The following is a 19362-nucleotide window of genomic DNA, read 5'->3' on the forward strand; positions in this document are numbered from 1 at the left end:
CTGATTACTCGCCCGCGGGCGCGTCCTCAACCACACCCACAACCGGTCCCATCATGAAACCGGCATCGCTGCGTCCCAGCTGCGGCGCGTGCAGGCGCGAGATGTTACCGTCGAAATACAGCGCATTGGGCAGCTTCAGGTGATCCCGGAACAGGCTGCCGAACTGGTGGAAGGTCACCGCATTGCGCGAGATGGCAAAGACAACCCGGCTGCCATCCGCTGAGGTGCCAACGCCGTTGCGCACATAATAGCTGTCCGAATCGGGCAGGAAACGCGGGTGCAATTCGCCATCAATCACCAGCATCGGCCCGGATTGAGTGGCATAGGCGCAGGACGGGGCGGATTTTTCAAAGACCAGCGTTTCAAACACATCGGCCCGGCCCTTGCGGATGCAGAACACCCCATTGGGCAGCAGGCCGAAATTGCCGGGGCCTGCATTGGTCACCAGCCGCATCTCCTGATCGCCGTCCTCAACGTAGAGGCCAACGGGGGAGCGGTCGGCGTGATACATGCCGGCATTTGTGGCAAAGACCAGGGCCTTGCCGTCCGCCGCCAGTGCTTCATTCAGGGTAGAGAAATGGCCATAAACCTGGCCCTCGCCATCGCGCAGAAACAGCCGAAGCTGCTCATGCGACGCATCCACCTCGCAGATCGAATACCGGTTGCCGCCGTAGGCCGCATCGCTGCACTCGACCGCGCCTGCCGCCGGAGCGGCCCAAAGCGCGGCCAGCAGCAATCCGGCCCGGCGGATCACTCTTCCACGTCGCGGCGCACCGCGTCCTGGGACAGCATCCGGCGGGTGTCATCCATCTGGTCAAAGGTCTCGTCCAGCCGGAAGCGCAGATCGGGGGTGAACTTCAGCCCCAGCTTCTTGCCGACACTGCGGCGCAGCTCAGCCTTGTTGCGGGCCAGCAGTTTCAGCACGTCCTCCTGCCCCTTGCCGCCCAGCGGCAGCACAAAGGCGGTGGCGATTTTCAAGTCCGGGGAGGTACGCACCTCCCCCACGGTGATCGACATGCGGTTCAGGTCCGGGTCATGTACATCGCCGCGCGCCAGCACTTCGGAGAGAGTGCGGCGGATCAGTTCGCCGACGCGAAGCTGGCGCTGCGAAGGCCCGGGGCCGTCATGGAATTTATTCTTAGCCATATTCCCGATCTATGCCGGATCGCAGCCTTTGCCAAGCGCTGCCCGGCACTGTAGGACAAATCCAGCTTGAACAAGGGAATTGGCCAATGACTCATAAACCAGGGATCGTGATCACCGGCGCATCGGGCCGTATGGGGCAGATGCTGATCAAAACGGTGCTGGAAAGCGATAAGGCCACGCTGGCAGGCGCGGTCGAGCGCGAGGGCCACGGCTGGGTCGGTCGCGACGTGGGCGAAGCAATGGGCGGCGCGCCGGTTGGTGTCACCGTGACCGCGGATGCACTGGAAGCTTTCTCCAAGGCACAAGCGGTGATCGACTTCACCGCGCCCGAGGCAACGCTGGCCTTTTCCAAGCTCGCAGCCCAGGCCCGCGCGGTGCATGTGATCGGCACCACCGGCATGAGTGATGAGCAGATCGCCCAGCTGGAGCCGGCCTCCCGCCACGCGGTGATTGTGCGCGCGGGTAACATGAGCCTCGGCGTCAACCTCCTGACCCAGCTGACCAAAAAGGTCGCGGCAGCTCTGGACGAGGATTTCGACATCGAGGTGATCGAAGCCCATCACCACCACAAGGTCGATGCGCCCTCCGGCACCGCGCTGATGCTGGGTGAGGCTGCCGCTGAAGGCCGCGGTGTTAAACTGGCGGATGTGCGCGATTCCGGCCGCGACGGTATCACCGGCGCCCGCAAACGCGGCGACATCGGCTTTACCGCTATCCGCGGCGGCGACATCGTGGGCGAGCATGACGTGCTGTTTGCCGCCGCAGGCGAGCGAATCGTGCTGCGCCACCTGGCCACCGACCGCGCGATCTTTGCCCGCGGTGCACTGAAAGCCGCGCTTTGGGGGCAGGACAAGAGGCCGGGCCAGTACGACATGGTGGACGTACTGGGACTCTGAACTGTAGAAAGCGGCCCTCAAGGGGCGCTGCCTCCGGCGGGAGTATTTCAGCAAAAGAGAACCACGGTTTCTTCTTTGTCTAAAACACTCTGGGGGTGAGCAGGCATTGCCTGCGAGGGGGGCGACGCCCCATGACCATCGCCTAGAAGTCGATGGCGATGCCCTTTTTCTCCCAATCGCCGTAGCGCGCGGGGTCAGGGCCGTCGCGGCCGCCCAGCTCTTTGGGGCGCGGTTCCTGCGCTTCTGCAGCCTTGCGGCGTTCCTCAGCCTCGGCCAGGGCGCGCCGGGCAGCAGGCGGCAGGTCTTTCTTCACAGGCGCTGTCTCGTCGCTCATCGCGGGTTCCTTTATCCTTCGGCCATGATATACGCCCCTGTCCCGCGCGCACAAGGCGTGCCCCAAGGAGTTGCCCCATGTCCGATGCCAACCACGCCCGCCGCACTGCGGTCTACTTGCTGGATCAGGTGCTGGGAGAGGGGCGGCTGTTGGCGGAATGCTATGCTGCCGGAGCGCTGGAGAAGCTGGCACCAGAGGATCGCGCCCGCGCACAGCGGCTGGCCGTGGAGACACTGCGCAGCCTGGAGCGCGCTGACCGGGTTCTGAAAAAGCACTTGAAGAAATCTCCGCCGCTGACGGTCATGAATGTCTTGCGGCTGGGAACGGTGGAACTGTGTTCCGGCGCCGCGGCGCATGGGGTGGTCAATGCGATGGTGGCAATTATCTCCAAACACCGCCGCCATGGGCAGCTCAAGGGGATGGTCAATGCGGTACTGCGCAGGGTGGCTGAAGCAGGGCCGGCGGAATGGGCCAAGCTGCGCACGCCGCGCCTGCCGAACTGGATCCGGAAACCCTTGGTCCAGGCCTGGGGCGCAGAGGCGATGCTGGGCATGGAGGCTGCGCATCTCGCTGGCGCGCCGCTGGATATCACAGGCAAGCCCGGTGCAGACCTTGCTGCACTTGGCGGTGAAATGCTGCCAACCGGCTCTGTCAGACTCGCCAATGCAGGCCAGGTTTCCGCTCTGCCAGGCTATACAGCTGGCGATTGGTGGGTGCAGGACGCTGCTGCGGCATTGCCTGCCCGCATTCTGAATGTTCAGCCCGATGAACACGTGCTGGAACTATGCGCGGCACCGGGCGGCAAGACCATGCAGATGTCGGCCACAGGCGCCAAGGTCACGGCTGTTGATGTTTCGGAGGGCCGGGTTGCCCGGCTTAGGGAAAACCTGGAGCGCACCGGGTTGCGAGCGGAGCTGATCGTAGGGGATGCGCTGGCGCAGACCGGCCAGTATGACGCCGTGCTGCTGGACGCGCCTTGCTCCGCGACCGGCACCATTCGCCGCCACCCTGACCTGCCGCAGGCCAAGGATGGCAGTGAGTTCGGAGGGCTGATCGAGCTGCAGGCGCAGATGCTGACCCATGCCTGGAGTCTGGTGAAACCCGGCGGGCGGCTGATGTTCTGCACCTGCTCGCTGCTGCCGGATGAAGGTGAATGCCAGGTCGAGGACGCGCTGGACATGTTTCCGGAGATGGCAGCAGACCGCGAGGCGCTGCTGGTGCCCGGTGTGGAGCCAGACTGGATCACCGAGGAAGGCGGCCTGCGCCTGCGCCCGGATTACTGGACCGACCGCGGCAGCATGGACGGTTTCTACATGGCCCTTTTGCGCAAATCCGCGTGACCCGGGGCGTCCCCGGCATTCGCCGGTGACTTGAGCCGCACCCCGCGCTATGCTCCTGCCAAAACGCCCTGGCAAACCCGGCGTGAGGCAACAGAGCATGTCCACTTATGACAGAATGGCAGGCCGCGGCACCCGGCTGCTGAACCGGTATTACGCCTGGCGCGCGCGCAGCCAGCCGGCTGCGACCGGTTTTGTCTCGCAGCCCGAGCCGCGCACCATCGGCAGTTTTGCCCGCGGGCGGCAGCTGGTGGCGGGCAACCTTCTGTTTGCGGGCTACCTGGTCGAATCGCCGGATACCGGCCTGTGGGAGGTTTCCGCGCCCGATGCCGCTTTTGACGCGGAGCGGCACGGGTTTGCCTGGCTCGACGATCTGGCGGCTGTTGGGGATTTCAAGGCGCGGCTCAAGGCGCAGACATGGGTCTGGGGCTGGATAGAACAGCACGGGCGCGGCAGCGGGCTGGGCTGGCTCCCGGATCTGACCGGACGCCGGGTGATCCGCTGGATCAACCACGCCCTGTTCCTGCTGAGCGGCAAAGAGAAAGACGAAACCGAGGCCTTCTATGGCTCGTTGGCGCAGCAGACCTGGTATCTGGCACAGCGCTGGCAAGGGGCCGCTCCTGGGTTGCCCAGGTTCGAGGCGTTGTGCGGCTTGATCTATGCGGGGCTTGCCCTGCAGGGCAGGGAGGAACTGGCAGATCCGGCAGTCCGGGCGCTGGCGATGGAGTGTGAAACCCAGATCGACGGGCAGGGCGGCTTGCCGACCCGCAACCCGGAAGAGCTGCTGGAAGTGTTCACCCTTCTGACCTGGGCGGCTGCGGCCCTGCATGAGGCCGGCCGTACCGTGCCGCCTGCCCATTTCGCTGCCATCGAACGGATTGCACCGACCCTGCGTACCCTGCGCCACAGCGACGGCGGGCTGGCGCGGTTTCATGGTGGCGGCCGCGGGCTGGAAGGGCGGCTGGACCACGCACTGGCGGCCAGCCATGTGGCGGAGCGCCATGCGGACGGGCTGGCAATGGGCTTTGCCCGGCTGTCTGCACGGCGCACTTCGGTGATTGTTGATGCATCGGCGCCACCCCAGGGCAAGGCTTCTTATAACGGCCATGCATCTACCCTGGCGTTCGAGCTGACATCCGGCCGGCGGCCCTTGGTCGTGAACTGCGGGTCCGGTGAATCTTTCGGTGTGGAATGGCGCCGGGCCGGACGGGCGACGCCGTCGCACACGACGCTGTGCATTGAAGGGCATTCCAGCGCCCGTTTGTCCGCGCCGCACCGGACGACGGGCCATGAAGAGCTGATTGAGGCTCCGGATGACGTTCCGTTGGAACTGAGCGATCTTGCGGAGGGCTTCCGGTTTCAGGGTGGCCATAATGGCTATGCGGCTCACTTCGGGCTGACACATGCCCGTTCGCTGGATCTGTCCTTTGACGGCCGTTCCCTGGCTGGGGAGGACATGCTGCTGGCGCTGGAAGACCCGGCAAAGCGCCGCTTTGACAAGGCCAGCGCAAGTAATCCGGATGGCGGTGTCGGCTTTGACATCCGTCTGCATCTGCATCCGGAAGTGGACGCAGCCCTTGACTTGGGCGGCGCGGCAGTATCCATGGCGCTCAAGAGCGGGGAAATCTGGGTGTTCCGCCATGACGGGCACTGCCAATTGCGGCTGGAGCCAAGCGTTTTCCTGGAAAAGACCCGCTTGAAGCCGCGTGCGGCAAAGCAGATCGTTTTATCCGGGCGGGCGATGGGATATGCCACCCGCGTCCGGTGGACGCTCAGCAAAGCGCAGGAGACTGCGGTTGCCGTGCGAGACCTGAACCGGGACGAACCCGAGACGTTTGACTGAGCCTTTAAAAGGACCTGCCCTGCCATGACCGACCTTCACCCCGTACGCCGTGCGCTGCTTTCCGTATCCGACAAGACCGGCCTGATTGAGCTGGGTAAGGCGCTGGCTGCGCGCGGTGTTGAACTGCTGTCCACCGGCGGGTCCGCCAAGGCGCTGCGCGATGCCGGCCTCACCGTCAAGGACGTATCGGAAGTCACTGGCTTCCCGGAAATGATGGACGGCCGGGTGAAGACCCTGCACCCGATGGTGCATGGCGGGTTGCTGGCCCTGCGCAACAATGACACCCACGTCGCCGCAATGGACGAGCACGGCATCGGCGCCATCGATCTCTTGGTCGTGAATCTTTACCCGTTCGAGGCAGCTCTGGCGCGCGGTGCCGGCTATGACGAGATGATCGAGAACATCGACATCGGCGGCCCGGCGATGATCCGCGCAGCCTCCAAGAACCACCTGTTCGTGAATGTGGTCACCGACGTGCAGGACTATGACGCGCTGCTGGCTGAACTGGACGCCAACGACGGCCAGACCTCTTACGCCTTCCGCCAGCGCCTGTCGCAGACCGCCTATGCCCGCACCGCGGCCTATGATGCTGCCGTGTCGAACTGGATGGCCTCCGCGATCGAAGAGAAAACCCCGCGCCGCCGCGCCTTTGCCGGTGAGCTGAAACAGACCCTGCGCTATGGCGAGAACAGCCACCAGGAAGCGGCTTTCTACACCGACGGTTCCAACCGTCCGGGCGTTGCCACCGCAGTGCAGCTGCAGGGCAAGGAACTGAGCTACAACAACATCAACGACACTGATGCGGCCTATGAGCTGGCCGCGGAGTTCGATCCGTCTGACAGCGCGGCCGTGGCAATCATCAAACACGCCAACCCCTGCGGCGTGGCCAAGGGCGCGACCCTGGCCGAAGCCTACCAGAAGGCGTTTGACTGCGACCGCACCTCGGCCTTTGGCGGTATCGTGGCGCTCAACCAGCCGCTGGACGCGGAAACAGCTGCCAAGATTACAGAGATTTTTACAGAGGTGGTGATTGCACCGGGCGCATCTGACGAGGCAAAGGAAATCTTTGCCGCCAAGAAGAACCTGCGCCTGCTGCTGACCGACGGTCTGCCCGATCCGCGCAAAGCCATCACGGCTTACAAGCAAGTCGCAGGCGGTATGCTGGTGCAGGACAAGGACGTCGGCTACGTCGGCATGGACGACCTCAAGGTGGTGACCGAGAAGGCGCCGTCCGAGGCCCAGATGCAGGATCTGCTGTTTGCCTGGAAAGTTGCCAAGCACGTCAAATCCAACGCCATCGTCTATGTGAAGGACAGTGCCACTGTCGGCGTCGGCGCAGGCCAGATGAGCCGCCTGGACAGCGCCAATGTGGCCGCGGCCAAGGCAGGCCGCATGGCCGCCGAGCTGGGTTTGGAAGAGAGCCTGGCCAAGGGCTGTGCCGTGGCTTCGGACGCGTTCTTCCCCTTTGCCGACGGCCTGCTGGAAGCGGCGGCCGCGGGCGGTGCCTGCGTCATTCAGCCGGGCGGCTCGATGCGCGATGACGAGGTGATCAAGGCGGCCAACGAAAAAGGTCTGGCCATGGTCTTTACCGGCATGCGCCACTTCCGCCACTAAGCAGAGCAGGGCACATGGCAGCACGTTGCATGATCTGGGGCGCCGCCCTTTCCTTGCTGGCCGATCAGGCTAGCAAATACTGGGTGATCCATGTGATGGGGCTGGACCAGCGCCACAGGATCGACGTGCTGCCGCCGTTCCTGAATTTCCGCTACGGCGAGAACACCGGCATCAATTTCGGCCTGTTCGGCGGCGGCGATGAAGCCGCGCGCTGGATTCTGATTGCGCTGTCGCTGGTGATCTGCGCTGCGCTGGCGATCTGGATTCTGCGTGGCCAAGGCAAGTTCTGGGGCATGCAGCTATCCGCAGGGCTGGTGATCGGCGGCGCCTTGGGCAATGTCGCGGACCGGCTGCTCTACGGTTATGTGCTGGATTTTCTCAACACGTCCTGCTGCGGCATCCAGAATCCCTTTGTGTTCAATGTCGCTGATATATTTATCTTTGGCGGCGCAGCCGGGCTGATCTTCTTCGACGGCCGGCATAAAAAGCCTGCGTAGACCTCGTCAGGCAATTGCGTTAAAAGCGCTGGGAAACAGGCAGGAGTTTGGGGCAATGCGGATCCCGTTCGGAGTGATGGTTCTGGCTGGCGCGCTGGCAGTGGCCGGGTGCGGCCAAAAGGGGCTGCGGCTCATCCAGAAGCCCGGCACCGGCCCTGACGAATTTCTAGTTCTGCCCAGCAAACCGCTGAGCACTCCTGAAAACTTCAGCAGCCTGCCCGCGCCGACGCCTGGCGGCGCAAACCTGACGGACCCCAACCCGCAGGCCGAAGCGGTTGCCGCCCTTGGCGGCAAGCCCGGCGCATTGGTGCCCGGTAGCGGCGTTCCCTCCAGCGATGCAGCCCTGGTAACGGCATCCAGCCGGTATGGAGTCGAGGCGGGCGTGAGGGAAACTGTCGCCGAAGAGGATGCCAAGTTCCGCCACCGCAACCGCCGCGTGGGCCGGATCAAGCTGTTCCCGGTTGACCGTTATGAACAGCTGTACAGGAAGCAGACGCTGGATCCTCACGCCGCAAACGAGCAGTACCGCCGTGCCGGCGCGGCCACGCCGTCCGCACCGCCGCCTGGCGATTTCTGAACTCACTTTTCCGCCAGCCAATCTTGCAAGACGCCAGCAGCAGCGTAGGTTGACAGCAGTCTTTCTGCTGGCAATGCGCGCCGAATTGTGGCTGCATTACGCAAAAGAGCAGTAACCGCACTGCCCCGGGCAAGGGCAATGGTGCAGAAATTGGAGGATGCCAGATGATCCAAAGGGTCACATTGGCCGCCGCAGCGCTGAGTGCTGTCTTGTCTATCCCGGCACGGGCTGAGGATGAGTCAGTGACCGCGTTCACCCTCGACAATGGCATGGATGTAGTGGTGATCGAGGATCATCGCGCGCCCGTCGTGCAGCAGATGGTCTGGTACCGGGCCGGCTCTGCCGATGAGCCGCCGGGCCAGTCCGGTGTCGCCCATTTCCTGGAGCACCTTCTGTTCAAGGGCACAGACAAGCTGGCGCCGGGTGAGCTGTCTGCGACGGTGCGCGCCAATGGCGGTCAGGACAATGCCTTCACCAGCTACGACTACACTGCCTATTTCCAGCGTGTTGCTGCCGACCGGCTGGAACTGATGATGCAGATGGAAAGCGACCGGATGACCAACCTCCGCCTGAGCGAGGAGGATATCGTCACCGAGCGCGAGGTGATCCTGGAAGAGCGCAACCAGCGCACGGACAATGACCCGGTGGCGCTGTTCCGCGAGCAGCTGCAGGCTGTGCAGTATCTCAACCATCGCTACGGCCAGCCGGTGATCGGATGGCGGCATGAGATGGAAAGCCTGGACATGGAGGATGCGCTGTCTTTCTACCAGACGTATTACGCGCCCAATAACGCCATTCTGGTGGTGTCCGGGGATGTTGAGCCGGATGACGTGCAGGCCCTGGCGGAAAAATACTACGGCGTGATTCCGGCTAATCCGGATTTGCCGGAACGGTTCCGCAGCCAGGAGCCGCCGCAAACCGCGGCCCGGCGCGTCACATACCAGGATCCACGCGTCGCCCAGCCCTATGTCCAGCGTTCTTATCTGGCGCCGGAGCGTGACCCCGGCGCGCAGCAAAAGGCCGCGGCACTTTACCTGCTGGCAGAGCTTCTGGGGGGTAGCAGCACGTCTTACCTGGCCAATGCTCTGCAATTCGACCAGCAAGTTGCTGTCTACTCTGGCGCCTTCTACTCCGGCAGCTCGCTGGATGACACCTCGTTTACGTTCCTCGTGGTCCCCGCTGACGGCGTGAGCATGGAAGAAGCTGAAACCGCGCTGGATTCCACCATCGCCCGCTTCCTCGAGGAGGGGGTGGACGAGGCCCAGCTGAACCGGATCAAACTGCAGTTGCGCGCTGCCGAGATCTATGACCGGGACAATGTGAACGGCATTGCCAACCGATATGGCCAGGCGCTCAGCATCGGGCTGACGGTGCAGGATGTGCAGGATTGGCCGAAAATACTGCAGTCCGTCACAGCGGACGAGATCATCGCCGCGGCCAATGAAGTGCTGCGCCCGGAAACATCGGTGACAGGCTGGATGACACGCAGTCAGGAGGTGACCCAATGACACTGCTGAAACTGATTGCGGCGTCACTGGCTGCCTGCTTCATGGCTTTTCCCGCTTTGGCTGGCATCAAGATTCAGGAAGTGACCTCCCCCGGCGGCATTACCGCCTGGCTGGTGGAAGATCACGCTATTCCTTTCTCGGCGCTGGAACTGCGGTTTCGCGGCGGCACGTCACTGGATGCAGAAGGCAAACGCGGCGCGGTCTATCTTATGACAGGATTGCTGGAAGAAGGGTCCGGGGATCTGCGTGCACAGGAATATGCCCGTGCGCTGGAATCCCTGGCCGCAGATTTTTCCTATGACGCGGATAAGGATGCTGTTTCCATTTCCGCCAGGTTTCTGACGGAAAACCGCGACGAGGCTGCAGCGCTTCTGCGGCAAACCCTGTTTGAGCCGCGGTTTGACCAGGACGCGTTGGACCGGGTGAGGGCTCAGGTGCTTGCCGGGCTGCGCTCAGACGCCAAGGATCCAAATAAGATTGCGGGGCAGGCGTTTGCTAGCATGGCCTTTGGCAGCCACCCCTACGGCAGTGATGGCAAAGGCACAGTGGACAGCGTTTCCGCCCTCAGCCGGCAGGACATTTTTGATGCCTATGAGGCAGTATTCGCCCGCGACAGGCTCTATGTCAGTGCTGTTGGCGACATCACTGCTGAGGAGCTTGGCACACTGCTGGATGATCTGCTGGGCGCCTTGCCTGCGGAGGGTGCACCGATCCCGGGCCCGGCAGACGTGACCATCGAGGGCGGTGTCACGGTTGTCGACTTTGATACACCGCAGTCGGTGGCCCTGTTCGGCCAGAAAGGCATCAAGCGCGAGGACCCGGATTTCTTCACCGCCTATGTGATGAACCAGATTCTGGGCGGCGGCTCTTTCGAGACCCGGCTGATGACCGAGGTGCGGGAAAAGCGCGGGCTGACCTACGGGGTCTATTCCTACCTGGTGCCGCGCGATCTGGCAGCGGTCTACATGGGGTCGGTGGCCTCGGCCAACGGCAAGATGGCCGAAGCGGTGGAGGTCATCCGCAACGAATGGCGCCGCATGGCCGAGGAAGGCGTAACCGCGAAAGAGCTGAAGGATGCCCAGACCTATCTGACCGGCGCCTACCCGCTGCGCTTTGACGGCAATGGCCGCATTGCCTCGATCCTGGCGGGGATGCAGATGGACAATCTGCCGGTCAGCTATGTGGAAACCCGCAACGACCGCATCAACGCGGTCACCCTGGAAGACATCAACCGCTTTGCGGCGGAGTTCATGGACCCCGGCGGGCTGCATTTCACCATCGCCGGTCGCCCGGAAGGGTTGGAGACCACAAACTGAGGCCGCTCCTGGCTATGGATCAGCCCCGATCAGCGCCCGCCCCGCATGGAGCCGGCGTTTTTACTGCCGGGCCGGCATCCGGGCGGCTTCACACTGACTCCTGCCGCCGCACCGCGCGGCTTTCCGCTTTTCCTTTCAATCGGGGGCAAACTGCTGTATGGGCGGGCCTATCTGAGACGATGTGCCCGGGCCCTGGCACGCGAAAGAAAGATAGATTGGGCCGGCGGCAATGGGGCCGCCACGCAAACGGGAGACCCGGAGGGCCGGGAGCGCTCCCAATCAGGATACGCTAGATGTTTAACGTTTCGAAAAAATCGATGCAGTGGGGCGAAGAGACGCTCACACTGGAAACCGGCAAAGTTGCCCGCCAGGCGGATGGCTCCGTGATTGCCACCCTGGGCGAGACCTCGGTCATGGCCAACGTGACCTTTGCCCGTCAGCAGAAGCCCGGCCAGGACTTCTTCCCGCTGACCGTGCACTACCAGGAAAAATACTATGCTGCGGGCAAGGTGCCCGGCGGCTTCTTCAAGCGCGAAGCGCGCCCGACCGAAAAAGAAACCCTGACCGCGCGTCTGATCGACCGTCCGATCCGCCCGCTGTTCGTCCCCGGCTTCAAGAACGAAGTGCTGGTGATGTGCACCGTGCTGAGCCACGACCTGGTCAACGACCCCGACATCGTCGCGATGATCGCGGCTTCCGCTGCGCTGACCCTGTCCGGCGCGCCCTTCATGGGTCCGATCGCCGGTGCGCGCGTTGGCTTCGAGGACGGCGAATACGTTCTGAACCCGACCGTCGACGACATGCAGGACCTGCGCCTGAACCCCGAGCAGCGCCTGGACCTGGTTGTTGCCGGCACCAAAGACGCGGTGATGATGGTGGAATCGGAAGCCTATGAGCTGTCCGAGGCCGAGATGCTGGGTGCGGTGAAATTCGCGCACGAGCAGATCCAGCCGGTGATCGACCTGATCATCTCGCTGGCCGAAGAAGCCGCGAACGAGCCCTTCGACTTCACCCCGCCGGATTACGCCGACCTCTATGAGGCGGTCAAAGCCGCAGGTGAGACCGAGATGCGCGCCGCCTTTGCGATCACCGACAAGCAGGAGCGCACCGCCGCTGTTGCCGCTGCCCGTGAGACCATCAAGGAAAAGCTGACCGAAGAGCAGCTGGAAGATGCCAACCTCGGCTCCGCGCTGAAGAAGCTGGAAGCAGGCATCCTGCGCGGCGACGTGGTCAAGACCGGCAAGCGTATCGACGGCCGCAAGACCGACGAGATTCGCGACATCGTGTCGGAAACCGGCCTGCTGCCGCGGACCCACGGCTCGGCGCTGTTCACCCGCGGCGAGACTCAGGGCCTGGTTGTGACCACCCTGGGCACCGGCGACGACGAGCAGTTCATCGACGCGCTGCACGGCAACTTCAAATCCAACTTCCTGCTGCACTACAACTTCCCGCCGTACTCGGTTGGTGAAGTGGGCCGTGTCGGCTCCCCTGGCCGCCGCGAAATCGGCCACGGCAAGCTGGCCTGGCGCGCGCTTCAGGCGGTTCTGCCGGCCCCGACCGACTTCCCCTACACCGTGCGTGTTGTGTCGGAAATCACCGAATCTAACGGTTCCTCCTCGATGGCTTCCGTCTGCGGCGGCTCGCTGTCGATGATGGACGCGGGCGTGCCGCTGAAAGCACCGGTTGCCGGTGTTGCGATGGGCCTGATCCTGGAAGACGACGGCTCTTACGCGATCCTGTCGGACATCCTGGGTGACGAAGACCACCTGGGCGACATGGACTTCAAGGTGGCGGGTACCGAAAACGGCATCACCTCGCTGCAGATGGACATCAAGGTTGCCGGTATCACCCCGGAAATCATGGAGAAAGCCCTGGCTCAGGCCAAGGACGGCCGGATGCACATCCTGGGTGAGATGGCCAAGGCGCTGTCCGAAACCAATGAGTTCTCGGTCCACGCCCCGCGCATCGAAACCATGCAGATCCCGACCGACAAGATCCGTGAAGTGATCGGCTCCGGCGGCAAGGTGATCCGCGAGATCGTGGAAACCTCCGGCGCCAAGGTCGACATCAACGACGACGGCGTGATCAAGATCGCCAGCCCCAACGGCGAAGCCATCCAAAAGGCCTATGACATGATCTATTCGATCGTGGCAGAGCCGGAAGAGGGCCAGATCTACACCGGCAAAGTTGTGAAGATCGTCGACTTCGGCGCCTTCGTGAACTTCTTCGGCAAGCGTGACGGCCTGGTGCATGTCTCCCAGATCGAAAACCGCCGCCTGAACCATCCGTCGGATGTTCTGAAGGAAGGCCAGGAAGTGAAAGTGAAGCTGCTGGGCTTTGACGACCGCGGCAAGGTCCGCCTGTCGATGAAAGTTGTCGACCAGGAAACCGGCGAGGAAATCCAGCCGGAGAAGAAAGAAAAGGCAGAGCAGGACTAATCCTCCTTTGATCTGACATAAACAGCCCGGGGCACGCGCCAAATCGTGCCCCGGGCTATTCAATTTCTGCCGGGACGCGCATGGACAAGTCTTTGAAATCCCGTGTTTCCATCATCACGGTCACCTATAATTCCTCGGTGATTGTTGAGAATCTGCTGCGTTCCATTCCGGATGAAGTTCCTGTTGTTCTCGTCGACAACGCATCGCGCGACGCGGACGCAACCCGGACCTTGGCCGCAGAACATGGCGCGCGCTTCATTGCCAATTCCGAAAACCTGGGTTTTGGCCGCGCCTGCAATCAAGGGGCGGAGCTTGCGGATGCCGAATTCCTGTTCTTTGTGAATCCGGATGCCGAGCTTTTTCCGGACACTTTGGAGGCTCTGCTGGCGGCTGCTGAATCCCATCCTGAGGTTTCAGCCTTTAACACCCGCATCGTCAAAGGCGACGGTTCGCTCTTTTTCAAACGCCGCAGCAAACTGATTCCGAAATCGCTTTGGCTTGGCCGCGAAGCCGCCACGCAGGATGGCGAAGTGCCTGTGCTGTCCGGCGGGGCGTTGCTGGTGCGCCGCTCCGCATTTGAGAAGGTGGGCGGCTTCGACCGCAAAATTTTCCTCTTCCACGAGGATGATGACCTGAGCCTCAGGCTAAAAGCTGACTGCGGCCCGTTGCGCTATGTCTATGGGGCGCAGGTCCGGCACCTCTTGGGGCATTCCACGGAACGCTCTGCCAGGACCGCTGCGCTCAAAGCTTGGTACATGGGGCAATCCCGCGTCTACGCAGCCCGCAAGCACAACCAGCCCTTGGGCTTCCTTCGGGCATTGGCTGAGGCCGCCTTGCAGCTGGTCTCCCCTCTAAACCTTTTGTCAGCACGCAAGCGCGCCAAAAGTTGGTACTATTTCCGCGCAATCCTCGTCAGCCGCGGCCTGGGTTCAGCGGACCGGCCGCCGCCGTGGCAGACGCGCTGATGCTGGCTTTTTCAGTGACACTCGACAGGTGCCCTGCATGAAACGCCCCCCGCTATGGAAAATCACCCGTGAGCTGAAGCGCCCGCTGCAGCAGTTTTCCCAATTGCCCAGCCGGTTGGGGTCTCTTTTGCTGGGGCGCTGGTACTACGATGCAGCCCTGGCCCGCCGGATCCGTTGCACCAAGGGGGCCGTGCCACCGGGCCCGCTGCCAGCAATCTATCTGATCTTCCCAAGCCAGGGCCTGCTAGACTCCCATTTTCTGGCCCTGCGCTACTTGATCCGCAGCGGATATGCTCCTGTCGTGGTGTCTAACATCCCGCTCAGTGATACCGATCGGGAACGCTTGCGCAGTGTCAGCTGGCTCTGCATTGAACGTCCCAATTTTGGATATGACTTTGGCGGCTACAGGGACGGTCTTCTGGCCGCCCGGGCACATCTGGACCGCATTGACCGGCTGGTGCTGCTGAACGATTCTTCATGGTTCCCGCTGCCGGGCGCGCGTGATTGGCTTGCGGAGGCTGAGGCGCTGGGAGTGGATTTTGCCGCCGCCGCTTGCAACTATGGCCATCCGCGGGTGGAGGCAGAACATTTCCGGGGCATCAACTGGGGCTATTCCACGGCCAGCCGGAATTTCCAGTACTGTTCCTATGCGCTGATGCTGTCAGGGCGGCTGCTGAATGATCCCGCTTTCCTCAGGTTCTGGAAACGCTTTCCCCTGACCAACAACAAGAAATTCATCGTCCGCCGGGGAGAGACCGGACTCACTCAATGGGTGCTGTCACATGGGTATTCGCACGGTGCGGTCCTGCGGACAGCGGACTTGGACCAGCGGCTTGGCCGGCTGTCCCCGGCGGCGATCAGGCGTGTTGTAGAGGAAACCGTGATCTTCGGCCGCCCCAGTCTCGAGGCTCTTAAGGCCAAGCTGCTGTCGCAAGACACCCCGCCGCAGGATTTTGCGGCATTTGTTCTGACTGCGGTGGCCACACAGGGTGTCAGCTACACGCTGCCTGCCTATTTGCATGCTGAGGATGGGTTTGCCTTTCTCAAGAAATCGCCCTGCTGGCTCACCCGGGACGGGTCGGACATCACCTTGGGCTTTGCATCGAAGCTGGAAGGGGAGGAAGGCCGGGCCATCGCAGCCGAAGCGCTGCAGTTGCGGCAAACCCGGGCGCCGGATTTCCCGCCCGCAGCAGGAAATGCGGGCTAACACCTGAATAAGACAAGCCGCCCAAAGGCGGCTTGCAGGAGGTTCGAAAGCGTCCGGACTATTCCGGCGCTTTTACCTTGCGCAGGTAGGGGAAGATGGTCTCGAATTCGCCGAATTTCGCCTTGGCATCCTCGTTGGAGACAGTCGGCGGAATGATCACGTCTTCGCCCGGCACCCAGTTTGCCGGGGTGGCGACACCCTTGGCGCTCATCTGCAGCCCGTCCAAGGCTCGCAGGATCTCGGCAAAGTTGCGGCCCACGGTCATCGGGTAGGTCATCGACAGCTTCAGCTGTTTGTCCGGACCAATGATGAAGACAGAGCGCACAGTGGCGCTGTCGGCAGGCGTGCGGCCATCGGGCAGATAGGCTTCGGCAGGCAGCATGTCGAACGCTTTTGAAACTGCCAGGCCATCGTCGGCGATGATCGGGAAGCCGGGTTCTGCCTTGCCGTATTCCGCGATGTCCTTCTTCCACTTCTTGTGATCTTCAACACCATCAACCGAAACGCCGATCACCTTGGTGTTGCGCTTGGACCATTCGTCATTCAATTGGGCAACCGCGGAAAACTCTGTGGTGCAAACGGGGGTGAAATCCTTGGGGTGCGAAAACAGGATTGCCCAGCTGTCGCCGATCCAGTCGTGAAAGCTGATGCTGCCCTGATCGGTTTCGGCATTGAAATCAGGAACCACGTCGTTGATGCGTAAACCCATGGCAGTATCCTCCTTGTCAGGGGGTTATGTTTGGTTGCTGTCAGGCGGCTGAGTCGCCTGGGAAACCACTTATGCAGTCTTCCGTCACGTTACAGCCCCTGCCGCAGGTTGCCACGGAAAATCTCTAATGTCCTTGCCCGCCAGAGGGTTGCAAACACCGCTGGAAAAGCGTTGACAGGCGCTCCGATAATTTGATCAAATTATGCAGCCAAAGCCACTTGCCCCCTTCCCGGCCTGGTGACAAAGTGGCCGCCAAACCGGCCGGCGGCTGGGAGAGAACATCTGAATTGGGAGACCCCAGATGATCGAGAAACGCGATTTTTACATCAACGGCCAGTGGGTTGCCCCTGCTGCGCCTAACGACTTCGAGGTGATCAACCCCTCGACCGAAGACCCCTGTGCAGTGATCTCATTGGGCTCTGAGGCTGACACCAACGCTGCCGTGGCTGCGGCCAAGGCGGCGCTGCCGGGCTGGATGGCCACCCCGGTGGAAGAGCGCATCGCGCTGGTCGAGAAGCTGATCGAAATTTATGAAACCCGCGCCGAAGATCTCGCCCAGGCGATGTCGCTGGAGATGGGCGCGCCGATCGACATGTCGCGTACCTCTCAAGTGGGGGCCGGCAGCTGGCACCTGCGCAATTTCATCGCCGCGGCCAAGGAGTTCCCCTTTGACGCACCGCTGAACGACCGCAGCCCCAACGACCGCATCATTCACGAGGCGGTCGGCGTCTGCGCCCTGATCACGCCCTGGAACTGGCCGATGAACCAGGTGACCCTGAAGGTCGGCGCGGCAGCGGTGGCCGGCTGCACCATGGTGCTGAAGCCGTCGGAACAGAGCCCGCTCAACGCGATGATCTTTGCCGAGCTGATGGATGAGGCCGGCTTCCCGGCAGGCGTGTTCAACCTGGTGAACGGCGACGGCCCGGGTGTCGGTTCTCAGCTGACCACCCACCCGGATGTGGACATGATCTCTTTCACCGGTTCCACCCGCGCGGGCATTGCGATTACCCAGGCTGCGGCGCCGACCCTGAAAAAGGTCGACCTGGAGCTGGGCGGCAAAGGCGCCAACGTGATCTTTGAAGATGCCGACGAGAAGGCAGTGAAGCGCGGCGTGCTGCACATGATGCAGAACACCGGTCAGAGCTGTAACGCACCCTCGCGTATGCTGGTGCAGCGGAGCATCTATGACCGGGTGGTCGCCGAGGCAGCGGAAGTGGCCGCCAAGGTCGAGGTTGGCCCGGCCAGCCAGGAAGGCCGCCACATCGGGCCGGTGGTCAATGAGCTGCAGTGGAACAAGATCCAGGATCTGATCCAGAAGGGCATCGACGAAGGCGCCAAACTGGTGGCCGGCGGCACCGGCCGTCCGGACGGGCTGAACAAGGGCTACTATGTGAAGCCCACTGTCTTTGCCGATGTGAACAACCAGATGACCATCGCCCGCGAAGAGATCTTTGGCCCGGTGCTGTCGATCATTCCCTTCGAGAGTGAAGAGGAGGCGGTCGAGATCTCCAACGACACGCCCTATGGCCTGACCAATTATGTGCAGACCCAGGATGGCGCCCGCGCCAACCGCATGGCCCGCGCGCTGCGGTCCGGCATGGTGGAGATGAACGGCAAGTCCCGCTCGGCAGGTTCGCCCTTTGGCGGCATGAAGCAGTCCGGCAAGGGCCGCGAGGGCGGCAAATGGGGGATCGAGGATTTCCTGGAAGTCAAAGCGGTCGGCGGCTGGGCCGCTGAATAAGCCTTCGCTACGGACCTTGTAGAGAGCCGCCTTCCGGGGCGGCTTTCTTTTTGCGTGCACAGGGCTTGCGTCCGGTGGTGCTCCCGCGCCCTCAAGCCCCCCGGCTGCGCCGGGCCGCATTCAGGCTTGGGCGTGGCCCGTGCTGCGCACGGGTAAAGGGGTGTGAGATTAAAAATAGGCTCTAAGCAGGCAGATTACGGCGATTCCGGCGCCCATCGTCAATGGCAGGCTGCGGGTGGTCAGCGCCACCGTCAAGGCGGCCGTGCCTGCGATCCATTCCTGCGGCCCGCCCTGCATCAGCAGATAGGTGACCAGCGACAGGATCAGGCAGCCCGGCAGCGCCTGCAGCCCGCGCGCCCAGGGGCCGTGGTCCGGCAGCCGCCGGCCCAGCAGATAGCCCGAAAGCCGCACAGCAAAGGTTGCCGCTGCCAGGCCGAAGATCAGGGTCCAAGTCTCAGTCATTGCCCAGCACTCCGGCAATGGCAGCCCCTGCCGCGCCGCCCAGGATCAGCGTCCAGGTGGGATCCAGCGGCGTAAGCAGGCCCGCCAGCAGCACGGTGGCGATGGACACGCCCCACGGCAGTAGCATGGCCCTGCCGCTCCACAGGGAACGCAGGATGGCGATAAAGGCAGCGGTAAAGGCGAAATCCATGCCCAGGGCCTTGGGCTCCGGTACTGCCGTGGCGACGCTGGCCCCCGCCACAGTGGCCAGCACCCAGACCGCGACCAGCCCCAATCCGCCGCCCACCAGATACCAGTAGCCCGCGCGATGGCCGCGGGCGCGCATGGCGTGCATCAGCGCCCAGTTTTCATCCGTTGCCAGATGCCCCCCTATGAGGATTTGCCACCAGGGACGTCCGGCCAGCTCATCCCGCAAGGACGCGGTGATTAGCAACAGCCGAAGGTTCAGCGCGAGGCCCGCCAGCACGGCGGCCCCGGCTCCGGCGCCCGCGATCAGACGCTCAACCGCGATGATCTGTGCCGAGCCGGCGAAAACGATGCTGCCCATCACGCCAGTCTGCAGCGCGTCCATCTGTGCCTGCGCGGCCAGCAGGCCAAAGGCCAGCCCATAGACGCCGACCCCTGCCGCCAAAGGCAAAATGTCACGCAAACCCGCGGCCAGTTCATCTCGGCACGAGGACGGGGCAAGATCTTGCATAATCATGGTGGGGGCTCCTCTGGAAGCGGCTCATATATTCGTCTATACCGAACACATGAATTGTGTACCGAACGA

Annotated in this window: 18 protein-coding genes; 12 read left to right on the forward strand and 6 right to left on the reverse strand. The window is 62.9% G+C overall.

Annotated features, from left to right (window positions below; all coding sequences use genetic code 11):
- Positions 1–4: 4 nt before the first annotated feature.
- Both ACXAHG_RS14510 and rbfA read right to left on the reverse strand, forming a co-directional pair.
- Positions 5–754: a phosphodiester glycosidase family protein gene (locus tag ACXAHG_RS14510; protein WP_475058390.1), complete on the reverse strand. Its 750-nt coding sequence runs from the start codon at positions 752–754 to the stop codon at positions 5–7.
- Positions 751–1146: a 30S ribosome-binding factor RbfA gene (gene rbfA, locus ACXAHG_RS14515; RefSeq protein ID WP_039162831.1), complete on the reverse strand. Its 396-nt coding sequence runs from the start codon at positions 1144–1146 to the stop codon at positions 751–753. The genes ACXAHG_RS14510 and rbfA overlap by 4 nt, the downstream gene beginning before the upstream one ends.
- Positions 1147–1232: 86 nt before the next feature.
- Between rbfA and dapB the strand changes: the two genes are divergently transcribed.
- On the forward strand, positions 1233–2042 hold the full coding sequence (gene dapB / locus ACXAHG_RS14520; RefSeq protein ID WP_475058393.1) for a 4-hydroxy-tetrahydrodipicolinate reductase: 810 nt from the start codon (positions 1233–1235) through the stop codon (positions 2040–2042).
- A gap of 142 nt (positions 2043–2184) precedes the next feature.
- Here dapB and ACXAHG_RS14525 read toward each other — a convergent pair whose 3' ends face one another.
- Positions 2185–2376, reverse strand: a complete 192-nt coding sequence (locus ACXAHG_RS14525; protein ID WP_475058396.1) for a DUF1674 domain-containing protein — start codon at positions 2374–2376, stop codon at positions 2185–2187.
- Positions 2377–2453: 77 nt separating this feature from the next.
- Here ACXAHG_RS14525 and ACXAHG_RS14530 point away from each other — a divergent pair, with 77 nt between their 5' ends.
- The 10 genes from ACXAHG_RS14530 (at position 2454) to ACXAHG_RS14575 (ending at position 15678) form a co-directional block, all read left to right on the forward strand.
- On the forward strand, positions 2454–3716 hold the full coding sequence (locus ACXAHG_RS14530; protein ID WP_475058399.1) for an RsmB/NOP family class I SAM-dependent RNA methyltransferase: 1263 nt from the start codon (positions 2454–2456) through the stop codon (positions 3714–3716).
- Between the two features lie 97 nt (positions 3717–3813).
- Positions 3814–5556: a heparinase II/III family protein gene (locus ACXAHG_RS14535; RefSeq protein ID WP_475058402.1), complete on the forward strand. Its 1743-nt coding sequence runs from the start codon at positions 3814–3816 to the stop codon at positions 5554–5556.
- Between the two features lie 24 nt (positions 5557–5580).
- On the forward strand, positions 5581–7170 hold the full coding sequence (gene purH, locus ACXAHG_RS14540) for a bifunctional phosphoribosylaminoimidazolecarboxamide formyltransferase/IMP cyclohydrolase (RefSeq protein ID WP_475058405.1): 1590 nt from the start codon (positions 5581–5583) through the stop codon (positions 7168–7170).
- Positions 7171–7184: 14 nt separating this feature from the next.
- Positions 7185–7667 (forward strand): signal peptidase II, encoded by a 483-nt coding sequence (gene lspA / locus ACXAHG_RS14545; RefSeq protein ID WP_475040289.1) that lies wholly within the window; start codon positions 7185–7187, stop codon positions 7665–7667.
- Positions 7668–7722: 55 nt separating this feature from the next.
- Positions 7723–8244 carry a DUF3035 domain-containing protein gene (locus ACXAHG_RS14550; RefSeq protein ID WP_475040290.1) on the forward strand — a complete coding sequence of 174 codons (522 nt, stop codon included), beginning with the start codon at positions 7723–7725 and terminating at the stop codon, positions 8242–8244.
- A gap of 164 nt (positions 8245–8408) precedes the next feature.
- Positions 8409–9752, forward strand: a complete 1344-nt coding sequence (locus ACXAHG_RS14555; RefSeq protein ID WP_475040291.1) for a M16 family metallopeptidase — start codon at positions 8409–8411, stop codon at positions 9750–9752.
- On the forward strand, positions 9749–11068 hold the full coding sequence (locus tag ACXAHG_RS14560; protein ID WP_475058408.1) for a M16 family metallopeptidase: 1320 nt from the start codon (positions 9749–9751) through the stop codon (positions 11066–11068). Before ACXAHG_RS14555 ends, ACXAHG_RS14560 begins: the two co-directional genes overlap by 4 nt.
- A 293-nt stretch (positions 11069–11361) precedes the next feature.
- Positions 11362–13506 carry a polyribonucleotide nucleotidyltransferase gene (pnp, locus tag ACXAHG_RS14565; protein ID WP_475040293.1) on the forward strand — a complete coding sequence of 715 codons (2145 nt, stop codon included), beginning with the start codon at positions 11362–11364 and terminating at the stop codon, positions 13504–13506.
- Between the two features lie 80 nt (positions 13507–13586).
- Positions 13587–14471 (forward strand): glycosyltransferase family 2 protein, encoded by an 885-nt coding sequence (locus tag ACXAHG_RS14570; protein WP_475040294.1) that lies wholly within the window; start codon positions 13587–13589, stop codon positions 14469–14471.
- 37 nt (positions 14472–14508) lie between these two features.
- Positions 14509–15678, forward strand: coding sequence for a rhamnan synthesis F family protein (locus ACXAHG_RS14575; protein ID WP_475058410.1), 1170 nt, complete (start codon positions 14509–14511; stop codon positions 15676–15678).
- 58 nt (positions 15679–15736) lie between these two features.
- Here the strand turns inward: ACXAHG_RS14575 and ACXAHG_RS14580 are convergent, their stop codons facing one another.
- Positions 15737–16387 (reverse strand): peroxiredoxin, encoded by a 651-nt coding sequence (locus ACXAHG_RS14580; protein ID WP_475040296.1) that lies wholly within the window; start codon positions 16385–16387, stop codon positions 15737–15739.
- A 301-nt stretch (positions 16388–16688) separates the two neighbouring features.
- Here ACXAHG_RS14580 and ACXAHG_RS14585 point away from each other — a divergent pair, with 301 nt between their 5' ends.
- A complete protein-coding gene (locus tag ACXAHG_RS14585; protein ID WP_475040297.1) occupies positions 16689–18128 on the forward strand; it encodes an aldehyde dehydrogenase family protein in 1440 nt (479 codons plus the stop codon).
- A 168-nt stretch (positions 18129–18296) separates the two neighbouring features.
- Here the strand turns inward: ACXAHG_RS14585 and ACXAHG_RS14590 are convergent, their stop codons facing one another.
- The gene (locus ACXAHG_RS14590; protein WP_475040298.1) at positions 18297–18590 is read right to left on the reverse strand and encodes an AzlD family protein; all 294 of its coding nucleotides are present in this window, start codon (positions 18588–18590) and stop codon (positions 18297–18299) included.
- On the reverse strand, positions 18583–19293 hold the full coding sequence (locus ACXAHG_RS14595) for an AzlC family ABC transporter permease (RefSeq protein ID WP_475040299.1): 711 nt from the start codon (positions 19291–19293) through the stop codon (positions 18583–18585). Before ACXAHG_RS14595 ends, ACXAHG_RS14590 begins: the two co-directional genes overlap by 8 nt.
- Between the last annotated feature and the right edge of the window lie 69 nt (positions 19294–19362).

The organism is Leisingera sp. ABD4_442 (genome assembly GCF_056160905.1).